The organism is Mycobacterium sp. (assembly GCF_035623875.1).
Taxonomy (GTDB): domain Bacteria; phylum Actinomycetota; class Actinomycetes; order Mycobacteriales; family Mycobacteriaceae; genus Mycobacterium.
In genome coordinates, this window is the sequence record NZ_DASPSP010000181.1 from 1 (window position 1) to 12159 (window position 12159).

Here is a 12159-nt window from a genome sequence, read left to right on the forward strand (position 1 = left end):
AGCCCGGCTTGTGCATCGGCACACTGGGTCCGGGTGTGGCGAACATCGCCGGGGCGATGATGTGTGCCAAGGTGGAACACTCACCGGTCATCTTCCTCGGCGGCCAGCGGGCGCGCATCACCGAACGTCGGGTCCGGCGTGGGCGCATCCAGTTCGTCCGCCAGGAAGGGCTTTTCACGCCGACGGTGAAGTATAGCGCCTCCATCGAATATGCCGACCAGACCGACGAAATCGTTCGAGAGGCGATTCGGCGAGCGATGTCGACAACGCCCGGCCCGGCCTACATCGAATATCCGTCGCATGTGATTCTGGAAGAGTTGGACGTCGCAGATCCCCTGTCTCCGAGCGCGTATCGCCTTGTCAATCATGGGGCCGGCGCACGGGAAATCGCCGAGGCGGCCAGGCTGGTTCGCGAGGCCAAGAACCCGATCCTGCTGGTCGGCCACGGCGTTCATACGTCACGCACCGGTGCGGCGGTCAGGGAACTGGCCGAGCTGATGGCCTGCCCGGTGATCCAGACATCCGGCGGCACGTCGTTCATCTCCGGGCTGGAGGATCGCACCTTTCCCTACGGTTTTTCGTCCGCGGCGGTCGAGGCCGTGGCCACATCGGACGTGTGCGTCGCGCTCGGCACCGAGCTCGGTGAGCCGGTTCACTACGGCAAAACGAGGCACTGGGCGGAAAATAACGCCACCCGAAAATGGATCTACGTGGAGCAGGACCCGCTGGCGATTGGCGTGAACCGGCCGGTCGATGTGGCGCTGGTGGGAGACCTGCGCGGCGTGGTGCCACAGCTGGTCGAAGCGCTGAAGGACAGCCCACGTTCGCCGTCGGCCGATCTTGCCCGCTGGATCAAACAGGACGCAGACACGCTCGCCGAATTGGCCGAGACCGCACCGAGTGGACGGACTCCGATCCACCCCGCACGCTTTGTGGTGGAAGCGACCAAAGCCTTTCCGGCCGAAGGCATCATGGTCCGCGACGGCGGCGCGACGGTCATCTTTCAGTGGACCTATTCGGTGGCCAAGCCACACGACGTAATCTGGAACCAGAACTTCGGCCACTTGGGCACGGGCTTGCCCTATGCCATCGGTGCGTCGATCGCAGACGGCGGCAAGCGGCCGGTCATGCTGCTGACCAGCGACTCCTCGTTCATGTTTCACATCGCCGAGTTGGAGACCGCCGCACGTCAAAAGCTGCCGCTGGTATGCGTCGTGGGCGTCGACCACCAATGGGGTCTCGAGGTCGGCGTCTACAAGCGCACCTTCGACCAGCCGTCACCGCAGCCCGGTGTGCACTGGAGCAAGGACGTGCGCTTCGACAAAATCGCCGAGGGCTTCGGCTGCCACGGCGAATATGTCGAAAAGGGAGAGGAGATCGGTGCGGCGGTCAAGCGCGCTTATGCCAGCGGCAGGACCGCCGTCGTGCACGTCTGCATCGACCCGAAGGCCAACTCCGAGGAGATGCCGAACTATGGTGAATTCCGCACTTGGTACGCCGAAGGCACCCAGTAAAAAAGGAAGGTTGTCATGCGCGAAAACCTGAAGTTCTACATCGACGGCAGCTGGGTCGATCCGTTACGTCCCAACAGTTTTGACGTCGAAAACCCGGCGACCGAGCAGGTATCCGGGCAGATCTCGCTCGGCTCGGCCGCCGATGTCGACGTGGCGGTCAAGGCCGCCCGACGCGCTTTCGCCGGCTGGTCGCAAACCAGTCGCGAACAGCGCCTCGATCTGCTGGAAGCCATCCTCGCCGAATATCAGAAACGTACCGACGATCTCGCCGACGCCGTCACCGAGGAAATGGGTGCGCCGCCGTCACTGGCCGCCGGCCCACAGGTCCAACTCGGGATCGGTCACCTGGTGACAGCGATCGACGTGCTGAAGAACTTCCCATTCGAGGAGCAGCACGGGGCGACGCTGATCGCCAAGGAGCCGATCGGCGTGTGCGGGCTGATCACGCCGTGGAACTGGCCGCTCAACCAGATCGCGGTCAAGGTGTACCCGGCGTTGGCGACCGGGTGCACGATGGTCCTGAAACCGTCTGAGGTGGCGCCGTTCTCGGCTTACATCTTCACCGAGATCCTTGATGCCGCGGGTGTGCCGGCCGGTGTCTACAACCTGGTCAACGGCGACGGCCCCGGCGTCGGCGTCGCGCTGGCGAGCCACCCCGACGTCGACATGGTGTCGTTCACCGGATCCACCCGCGCCGGCGTCGAGGTGGCCACGAATGCCGCTCCGACCGTGAAGCGGGTGACCCAGGAACTCGGCGGCAAGAGTCCCAACATTGTCCTCGACGACGCGGGCTTCGCCGACAACGTCCGCGCCGGCGTGGTCAACATGATGCCGAATTCCGGGCAGAGCTGTAACGCGCCGTCGCGCATGCTGGTCCCGAATTCGCGTATGGTCGAGGCGATCACCATCGCGCGGGAGACCGCCGAGCAGGTGAAGGTGGGCAACCCCAGCGATAAAACAGCGATCGGGCCGGTGGCGTCGAGGGCACAGTTCGACAAGGTCCAGGGCCTGATCCAGAAGGGCATCGACGAGGGTGCGACCGTCGTGGCCGGCGGCCCGGGTCGCCCAGCAGGGCTGGACAAGGGTTACTACATCAAGCCGACTGTCTTCGCCAACGTCACCAACGACATGACGATTGCGCGCGAGGAGATCTTCGGGCCAGTGCTGTGCGTCCTCGGCTATGACGGCATCGATCAAGCCGTGGAGATCGCCAACGACACCGATTACGGCTTGGCCGGCTATGTCTCGGGGGCGGACTACGACAAGGCGCGAGAGGTGGCCCGCAAGATCCGGGCCGGGTGGGTGACGATCAACCACGCCTTCGACATGAACGCGGCGTTCGGCGGCTACAAGCACAGCGGCAACGGTCGAGAGTGGAGTGAGTTCGGCTTCCACGAGTATTTGGAGGTTAAGAGCACTTTGGGCTACGCACCCGAAAAGGCCGCGCAGTAGCTTCAGTCGATCGCAAAGGAATGAGCCGCAAATGTTTTCAGCAGTTTTGATCGAGAAGGGCGAGGCAGGACAGACTGTCGGGGTCGTCGACTTGGACGAGACGCAGCTGCCCGACGGCTCGGATGGCTTCGTCAGCATCGATGTCGAGTACTCCACGCTGAATTACAAGGACGGCTTGGCGATTACGGGCAAATCGCCTGTGGTGCGGAAATTTCCGATGGTTCCGGGTATCGATCTCGCCGGCGTGGTGACCGACAGCAGCCACGCCGATTGGAGCAAGGGCGACCGTGCGGTGCTCAACGGTTGGGGCGTGGGCGAGACGCATTGGGGCGGCCTCGCTCAGCGCGCCCGCCTGAACGGCGATTGGCTGATACCCCTGCCATCCGCTTTCACTACCCGTCAAGCGATGGCGATCGGCACCGCAGGCTACACGGCCAGCCTTTGCGTGGACGCCTTGCTGCAGCACGGGGTGTCTCCGGATCAGGGCGAGATTTTGGTGACCGGCGCGACCGGCGGCGTCGGGACGGTCGCGATCGCACTATTGAATGCGGCGGGGTTCAAAGTGGCTGCGGCGACCGGAAAGTCGTCCGAGGAGGCGTTCCTGCATCAACTGGGCGCCGTGACGGTGTTGGACCGTGCCGAGTTCAGTGAGGCCGGCAAGCCGTTGCAGAAGGAGCGCTGGGCGGGCGTCGTCGATACCGTCGGCAGCTTTACGCTGGCCAACGCCTGCGCGCAGACGCGGTATGGCGGCGCGGTTGCCGCATGCGGCCTGGCTGGCGGCATGGACTTTCCAGCGACGGTTGCGCCGTTTATTCTGCGCGGCGTTTCGCTGCTTGGTATCGACAGCGTGATGGCGCCTAAACAGCGGCGCCTGACCGCGTGGGAACGCCTAGCCCGCGATTTGGATGCCGGCAAGCTGGATTCGATAGCCCGGGAGATCGGACTGGGCGAGGCGATCGCTTCGGCGGGAGAGCTCATGGACTCCCAAGTGCGCGGGCGCCTCGTTGTCGACGTCAATCGCTGACGGGAGCACTGATGACTGAGAACACCACCCAATCACCGGCCGCCCAGCTCGACTTGTCCGACATCGATCACCGAGTGGGCAAGCCGGTGGGCGGCGGCCAGCTGTGGGATCCGTGTAGTTCATCCGACATCCGGCGCTGGGTGATGGCGATGGATTACCCCAATCCGCTGCACTGGGATGAGCAGTTCGCTCGCGGCTCGAAGTACGGCGGCATCGTTGCACCGCAGTCTATCGCGGTGGCCCTGGACTACGGACACGGCGCGGCGCCCGCGTGTGTGGGCCATATTCCGAACAGCCACTTGATCTTCGGTGGTGAGGAATGGTGGTTCTACGGCGCCCCGGTACGGCCCGGAGACAAGTTGTTCCAGGAGCGTCGGTTTCATGACTACAAGGTGACCGAGACAAAATTCGCCGGCCCAACGATGTTCTCACGCGGCGACACCATCCACACCAACCAGCACGGCACCCTGGTGGCGCGCGAACGTTCCACCGCGATCCGCTATCTCTACGAGGAAGCGACCAAGCGCGGGATGTTTGGAAATCAGCTTGGCGAGATCAAACGGTGGACGCAAACCGAGCTCGAGGAAGTCGAAAGGCTGCGGCGTGAGTGGCTCGAATCCAACCGCATGGGTGTCTCGCCGCGCTTCGACGAGGTGAAGGTTGGTGACACGCTGCCTCGTCGGGTGATCGGCCCGCACAGCATCGCCAGCTTCACCACCGAATACCGGGCTTTCCTGTTCAACATCTGGGGCACCTTCCACTGGGTGGCGCCGCCGGGTATCAAGGATCCGTGGATCTATCAGGATCCGGGCTGGGGCAAGGACTTCGCTTTCGACGAAGAAGACGCGAAGATCGATCCACGCAAGCGCGACGGGCTCTACGTCGGCCCGTCGCGCGGTCACATCGACGCCGAACGGGCCAGCGAAGTTGGCATGGCGCGCGCCTATGGCTACGGCGCAACGATGGGGGCTTGGTGCACCGACTATCTCGCGTATTGGGCCGGCCACGACGGCATGGTGCGCCACTCCAAGGCCGACTTCCGTACGCCCGCGTTCGAGGGTGACGTGACCTATTTCGACGCCGAAATCGTCGACAAGCAAGCGGAGTCGACCTGGGGTGTGCCTCTCGTACAGGTAAAGCTGCGCCTGACCAACCAGAGCGGAGAAATGTTGGTGGGCTGCACGGCCGAGGTCGAACTGCCGTTGTAGCCATGGTTGCCGAGACGGGTTCGCAAGTTGCACAAGGGGCTTCCGTAATATTCGGTCCACCGCTATCCGATGAGCCTGGGCTGGGGGCGCTCACGCTGCCGGGTTTCCTGCGCGAAGTGACGCAGATGTATGGCGAGCGCGAGGCGCTAGTGTGGCGCACCGCCGACGGCGTCACGCGTTGGACCTACTCGCAGCTTTGGGAGCGCGCGATCGAGGTGGCTCGTGCGCTGCGCCAGAGCGGCCTGGGCAAGGACGCCCGTGTCGGCGTTCTGATGACGAACCGGCCGGAATGGATTGCCGCAGTGTTCGGTACGGCTCTGGCTGGCGGAGTGGCCGTCACGCTCAGCACGTTTTCTACGCTGCCCGAATTGGACTACCTCATCCGGGCCTCCGCCGTTTCGGTGCTGTTGTTCGAGCGCAGGGTGCTCGCGAAGGACTTCGCCGCCGTTCTGGCCGAGCTGGAACCGGCGATCGGCACATCGCGGCCAGGGGCGCTGGAATCGGCGAACTACCCGTTTTTGCGCCGACTGGCGCTGGTGGGCGAGCCTGCACCTGGTATCGAAGCGTGGGATGAGTTCCTGGCGTCCGGTCATGGGGAACCCCGCGAGCTGATCGAGGCAACTGCCGCCGGGGTGCTGCCAAGCGATGCCGCGGTGTTGTTCTTCTCGTCCGGCTCCACCAGCACGCCGAAGGGCGTCCTCAGCGCACATCGCGGGGTGTGCATTCAACTGTGGCGCTTCCGGCGGATGTACGGGTTCAGCCCTGACGACCACATTCGAGGCTGGACCGCCAACGGCTTTTTCTGGTCCGGCAACTTTGCGATGGTGCTCGGATCTACGTTGGCCAGCGGCGGATCCCTCGTCTTGCAATCGACGTTCGACGCCGCAGAGGCGCTCGAGCTCATACAGGCCGAAAGGGTGAACTTTCCGTTCGCCTGGCCCCACCAGTGGACCCAGTTGCAAGGCGCACCCAACTGGGGGCAGGTGGATTTGAGCAGTGTGAGATTCGCGGATTTCAAGACCCCGATCGCACACCATCCCACGGTTTCGGGCGAGTGGTACGAACCGGGCCATGCCTACGGCAACACCGAAACATTCACGATCATAACCGGTTACCCGGCCAACACTCCGCCCGAAGTCCATGCGGACAGCTTCGGAGTGGCGCTGCCCGGTGTGGCGCTCAAGATCACCGATCCGCTGACCGGGGACATCGTTCGGCGCGGCGAGGCGGGCGAAATCAGCGTCAAGGGACCCACGCTCATGCTCCGCTATATCGGCACTCCACTTGACGAGACTCTCGACGCCGAGGGGTTTTTCGCTACGGGCGACGGTGGCTATCTCGACGACGCCGGCCGACTCTACTGGCAAGGCAGGATCACCGACATCATCAAGACCGGCGGTGCCAATGTCTCGCCACGCGAGGTTGATGAGGCCCTCATCACCCATTCCGGCGTAAAGGTGGCACAGACCGTCGGCGTTCCGCACCAAACGCTCGGAGAGGTCGTGGTGTCCTGCGTCGTGCCGCACGATGACGTGATCCTTGACGTCGAGCAGCTTCTGGTGTTCCTGCGGCAGCGATTGGCGAGCTACAAGGTGCCGCGCCATGTGCTGTTTTTCGGCGAGGACGAAGTGGCGCTGACGGGCAATGCCAAGATAAAGGCCGGCGAGCTTCGGGAACTAGCGGCCAAGCGGCTGGCCGGCAACTGAGCCGGGCCGGCCCACCATCAAGGAGGTTGTAATGAAGTGTCGTGCCGCTGTGCTGCGCGGGGTCGGCGAGGACTGGGAGATCCGCGAGGTGGAGCTCGACCCGCCACGCGACGGTGAAGTCCTGGTGCGCATGGCCGTTGCCGGCGTTTGCCACTCCGATGACCACCTGATCACCGGCGACGTGGTGCCGACCCCCGAGGTGCTGGCCGCGACCGGCATGCCCGTACCGGACTGGTTCCCGTTGCTCGGTGGTCACGAGGGCGCTGGTGTCGTCGAAGAGATCGGGCCGGCCGTGACGACGGTGCAGCCCGGGGATCACGTGGCGATGTCGTTCATTCCCGCGTGCGGTAATTGCCGGTTTTGTGTCAACGGGCAGAGCTACATCTGCGATTCCGGCGCGAGCCTGTTCGTGCGAGAGATGCCCACCGACGGAACCTGCCGCCGGCATCTCGGCGACGAAAACCTTTTGGCCTATGGTCAACTCGGCACGTTCGCGGAATATGCGGTGCTAACGGAAAGGTCCGTCATCAAGATCGACGACGCGATCCCGTTCCATGCCGCCTCACTCGTCTCGTGCGGTGTCAGCACCGGTTGGGGCTCGGCGACGGTCTCGGCAGGCACCGAGCCCGGCGACACCGTCGTCGTCATCGGAACCGGCGGTGTCGGAATGAACGCCCTGCAAGGAGCGCGCGCGGCCGGCGCAACCTATATCGTCGCGGTGGATCCGGTTGAGTACAAACGGGATTCGGCCAAGATCTTCGGCGCCACGCATGCCGTCGCTTCCGCTGAGGAGGCGATACCACTGGTGAAAGACATCACCGCCGGCGTGATGGCCGACCGCGTCATCTTGACTCCTGGTGTTCTGCACGTGGACTTGATCGCGTTAGCGATGATCCTGCTTCGCAAGGGCGGGACGTGCGTTGCCACCGGCATCACCCCCTACAGTGAGCCCTTGGTTCCGCTGATCCTGCAGGAGATGGTGCTCTCGGCCAAGCAACTCAAGGGAGTGCTTTACGGCGGGATGAATCCGCGCACCAGCGTGCCGAAGCTGTTGTCGATGTATCAGGCCGGCGTGGTGAAACTCGACGAGCTGGTCACCCGGCACTACCAGCTGGACCAGATCAACGAGGCGTTCGCGGACCTGCGCGAAGGACGCAACATTCGCGGCATCATCGATTTCGCCGGCCTCTAAAGCCGTCTGCAAACCCGCAGGTATAGGACCGGCTTCCGCCATGCAGTTTGAGAACCTACACTGGGCGCCGACGCGGAAGCCGCCCATGGCTCGGCGTAGCAGCATATTTCGGTTGCCGCGAGCGTCGTGTCTTCCGCTGATGCGCTAGAGGCGCACCTAAACTGACGGGTGATCCGGCAGGGAGGGGCATCGACGCATCGGCGGCAACTACGGCACCGGCCAGGCGAACGGTCGGAGCGCTGCAAAAGTGAGCAAGGGACCGGCCGGGATCTACCCCGCGCCGGTCCGCTGTGCTCGGCGTGCCCGATGGGTTGCTCCGCCAGTGCGCCGTCTCACCACCACCAGAAGTAGCGACAATGACGGACGGTCAACGCGCCGTCCCGGTATTCCCGCGCTGGATGGCCTGCGTGCAGTGGCCGTCGCACTGGTGCTCGCCGACCACGGCGGCATCCCCGGCATGACGGGCGGATTCCTGGGTGTCGACGTGTTTTTCGTACTCAGCGGTTTCCTGATCACTTCGCTGCTGCTTGACGAGCTGGGCCGAAGCGGCCGTATTGATTTGGGCGACTTCTGGATTCGGCGTGCCCGCCGGCTGCTACCGGCGTTGGTGCTGATGGTGTTGGCGGTGGCTGTCGGCCGCCAATTCTTCGCGCCCGAGGCCGTTGCCGGCTTGCGCGATGACGCCGTCGCCGCCTTCTTCTGGGTAGCCAACTGGATGTTCGTCGCCGACAAGACCAACTATTTCACTCAGGGTGCTCCGCCGTCGCCGTTGCAGCATGCATGGTCGCTCGGTGTCGAGGAGCAGTACTACATCGTGTGGCCGCTGCTGCTGGTCGTGGTGGCGGTGGTGCTGGCTACACGGGCACGTCGTCGGGATGGATGGGCCACGCTGGGCGGGGTCCGCTTGACGGTGTTTCTGCTGGCCGTGTTGGGTGCACTGGGGTCCGCCGCGGCCGCGATCCTGCTCGCGTCCGATGCCACTCGTGACCGCGTCTACTTCGGCACCGATACCCGAGCACAGGCGCTGTTGGTGGGCGCCGCGGCGTCGGCGCTGTTGGTGGGCGATTGGTCGGCGCTGAACCGCGGCTGGTCGCTGCTCCGATCTCGGTGGGCCAAATGGACCGCTCGGGTGTTGCCGGTGATCGGGTTGGCGATGTTGGGGATGGCGACCCACTACGCCACCGGCAGCGCTCGCGAGTTCCGCGGAGGTCTGCTGATTGCGGTGGCCATTGCGGCGGCGCTGGTGATCGCCCCGGTGGCGGTCGACCAGCGCGGACCTGTCGCCGCCGTGCTGGCTTGGGGTCCGGTGGCGTGGCTGGGCACCATCTCCTACGGCATCTATCTGTGGCATTGGCCGATCTTTCTGGTGCTCAACGGTGAGCGCACCGGCTGGTCTGGACTCTCCTTGTTCGGCGTCCGGTGCGCCGCCACCCTGGCAGTGTCCACTGTGTCGTGGTGGGTGGTCGAGCGGCCCGTCAGGAGATGGCGGCCGGTGCAGGTGCCGCTGTTGCCGCTGGCGGGAGCGACCGCCGCGACCGCTGCCGCGGTGACGATGCTGGTGGTTCCGGTCGGTCCCCGGCCCGGCGCCGGGTCGCTGGACGGCAGCTTGCCACCTGGCGTGTCGCCGGTCGCGGTCGTTTCACCGTCCCTACCGAAGGGACCCAGACCTGCGCGCGCCGTCGCGCAGCGAGATCCGCGGCGGCCATTCACCGTGTCGGTCTTCGGCGACTCGATCGGCTGGACCTTGATGCATTACCTCCCGGCCACGCCGGGGTTCCATTTCATCAACCACACCGTCATCGGGTGCAGCTTGGTGCGTGGCGGCCCGTACCGCTATCTCGGCCAGACGTTGGATCAGAAGAGCGAATGTGAGTCGTGGCCGAGCAGATGGCGATCAGAGATCGCTGCCGACCGGCCCGACGCCATACTGCTGATCGTCGGCCGCTGGGAGACAGTGGATCGGGTCAACGAGGGAAGGTGGACCCACATCGGTGACCCGGCGTTCGACGCATACCTGACCGGTGAATTGGGGCGCGCGGTAGACATTCTCAGCTCCAGCGGTGCTCCACTGACGGTGGCCAACCTGCCTTATAGCCGGCGGGGCGAACGTCCGGACGGGAGCTCGTGGCCAGAGGATCAACCCGAGCGGGTGAAACAATGGAACACGATGCTGGGCAGAACAATCGAACAACGCACAGGCGTCGGGATACTGGACCTGAACAAAAAGCTGTGCCCAGAAGGTGCGTACACCGCCAAAGTCGACGGCATTCAGGTGCGCAGCGATGGTGTGCACCTGACCCCCGAAGGCGTGAAGTGGCTAATGCCGTGGCTCGAGGAATCGCTGAGATAGTTGCCGCTACTTGCCGACATGACAGCTGATTTCCATGCTGTCACTCTCGCGAGCGGCGAAGTTGACACTAACGTAGCCGTTCTCGGCGTTACGGACGTAGTCGAGGTAGGGCTGTGCGTCCGCCATCTCGGTGTTATCGGCGACGACGAGGGCTCCCGGTGACAGACGTGGTTCGAGCAGCTTGATCACCGGAAGGTACAGCTCCTTCCAACCGTCGAGCAGCACGAGACCGACCGGTCCGTCCAGACGGGCAAGCGTGGAAAGCGCATCGCCTTCAAGGATGGTGATCAGGTCGTCCAACCCGGTCTCGACGAATGTCTGCCTAGCAGCGGCTATCTTGTCCGCGCTGAGCTCGGTGGTCACCACTCGGCCGCTGCCGTTGTCGCGCAACGCTGACGCCAGGTGAAGCGCTGAAATACCAAACGACATACCGAATTCCACAATGGTCGCGGGACGAGTTGCCCGCACCAGCGAATACAGCAGTCGGCCGGCCTCCGGCGTTACCGGGATGTAGAACGCGCTCATCGCGTCGGCGCGTTCCTGCGCAGTCATCGCCGTCGACATCACACCTGGCAAATCACGCAACTGCGACATCTGTTCCCTCGACGCGGTGTACATCCGGTCAAGGGCTGCTGCGACCCGGTGATCCTGCAATGTGGTGGACATGCCGTCGAGCCTAGGCCGCCGCGGTCGCAAGTTGTTGGCTCCCTACGACTGGCGACCCTCGACGGACCCCGGGCCTGTGCCGGCTAATCTGCACCGGCGCGCGGCTGACCGCAAATTTTTTTCCAAGAATGTTTGACCTGCACCCGCTTCCGGTGTCAGGATGGATTCGCAAGCACCTCGGTAGGTGAGGCGTCTGCATGGATATAGGCCACTGACCCCGAACGTCGAGAGACGCCCCGGGTCAGGACAGCTCCTCCCGGGCTAAGGGTTGAGCCCAAGTGGCTTCCGGATGAAACTCCGGATACGCCGTGCAGTGCCGAAGCTCCGACGAGAGGGGTGCGTCGCCGCTGGCGTCAAATCCCCTTCTGTGCGTGCACTGGGCGACACCCCCGTGTGTCCTGGCCGTGAGGAGGTGATGGGCGAGATGAGTCCGAGCGACAGTCCGCATCCGTATTCGAAATCCGTTTCGTCCCGATCCGTTCGCGGCATTTCTTCTGTCGCCTGAGCCTTTCTCGGACGCTACTTCGGTTGTGCCCGCGCGCAATTGGTGCGTGGGGCGATGAGGTGTGCGCGAAATTCTCCGGTGGCCGAAATGACTTGTGGTAGTCGGTCGGGCTTCCGACAGGAGACGATCATGGAATTTGTTGCCTCACAGGCAAATCGCGGGAGCGGTCATGGCACGACCTAATCCCGAGCGTCAGATCCATCGGGCCTGCGGGGACGTCCGTGCGGCACTTCTCGAAGCACTGGAGCTGCTCTCGGAAAGCACTGTCCCCGGCGCCGGCTGCGATGACATGTTCAGGGCCTTCAGCGACTTGGGGCGCGTTCAGCGTCATGTCGCCGCTGCGCTGCATGCCGCCAACTCGCTCGACCAGATGGTGGGCCTTCCGGAAGAGCAGCGTCCACCCTGGTCGTATTACCGCAGCCGGATCAGCAAGAAGCCGTTGTTTGTCCTGAACTCCGCTGCCGGTGACGACAGCTTCGCTAGGCGGGCATCCGCCTCGTAGCGAAAGTCACCGCTGCTGACACGTTGACGCGGGCACGTTG

The 12159-nt window shown here is 64.2% G+C and carries 9 protein-coding genes and 1 riboswitch; of the genes, 8 read left to right on the forward strand and 1 reads right to left on the reverse strand.

Annotation, left to right across the window (positions count from 1 at the left end; all coding sequences use genetic code 11):
* The 7 genes from VEI45_RS14915 to VEI45_RS14945 all read left to right on the forward strand — a co-directional run.
* On the forward strand, window positions 1-1514 hold a 1514-nt coding region (locus VEI45_RS14915; protein ID WP_324854484.1), incomplete at its 5' end, for a thiamine pyrophosphate-binding protein.
* A gap of 15 nt (window positions 1515-1529) precedes the next feature.
* Complete coding sequence (locus VEI45_RS14920) at window positions 1530-2966, forward strand: aldehyde dehydrogenase family protein (RefSeq protein ID WP_324854486.1); 1437 nt, start codon at window positions 1530-1532, stop codon at window positions 2964-2966.
* Between the two features lie 31 nt (window positions 2967-2997).
* Window positions 2998-3990 (forward strand): MDR family oxidoreductase, encoded by a 993-nt coding sequence (locus VEI45_RS14925; RefSeq protein ID WP_324854487.1) that lies wholly within the window; start codon window positions 2998-3000, stop codon window positions 3988-3990.
* 11 nt (window positions 3991-4001) lie between these two features.
* On the forward strand, window positions 4002-5198 hold the full coding sequence (locus tag VEI45_RS14930; RefSeq protein WP_324854489.1) for an FAS1-like dehydratase domain-containing protein: 1197 nt from the start codon (window positions 4002-4004) through the stop codon (window positions 5196-5198).
* 2 nt (window positions 5199-5200) lie between these two features.
* Window positions 5201-6904 (forward strand): class I adenylate-forming enzyme family protein, encoded by a 1704-nt coding sequence (locus VEI45_RS14935; protein WP_324854491.1) that lies wholly within the window; start codon window positions 5201-5203, stop codon window positions 6902-6904.
* Between the two features lie 31 nt (window positions 6905-6935).
* The gene (locus VEI45_RS14940; RefSeq protein WP_324854493.1) at window positions 6936-8096 is read left to right on the forward strand and encodes an NDMA-dependent alcohol dehydrogenase; all 1161 of its coding nucleotides are present in this window, start codon (window positions 6936-6938) and stop codon (window positions 8094-8096) included.
* 322 nt (window positions 8097-8418) lie between these two features.
* Window positions 8419-10446: an acyltransferase family protein gene (locus tag VEI45_RS14945; protein WP_324854520.1), complete on the forward strand. Its 2028-nt coding sequence runs from the start codon at window positions 8419-8421 to the stop codon at window positions 10444-10446.
* Window positions 10447-10452: 6 nt separating this feature from the next.
* On the opposite strand, the gene VEI45_RS14950 is transcribed toward VEI45_RS14945, so the two are convergent.
* On the reverse strand, window positions 10453-11112 hold the full coding sequence (locus VEI45_RS14950) for an O-methyltransferase (protein ID WP_324854495.1): 660 nt from the start codon (window positions 11110-11112) through the stop codon (window positions 10453-10455).
* Between the two features lie 169 nt (window positions 11113-11281).
* Window positions 11282-11455: riboswitch (M-box (ykoK) riboswitch) on the forward strand.
* A gap of 331 nt (window positions 11456-11786) precedes the next feature.
* On the opposite strand from VEI45_RS14950, the gene VEI45_RS14955 reads away from it, so the two are divergent.
* Complete coding sequence (locus VEI45_RS14955) at window positions 11787-12119, forward strand: hypothetical protein (RefSeq protein ID WP_324854497.1); 333 nt, start codon at window positions 11787-11789, stop codon at window positions 12117-12119.
* Window positions 12120-12159 lie beyond the last annotated feature (40 nt).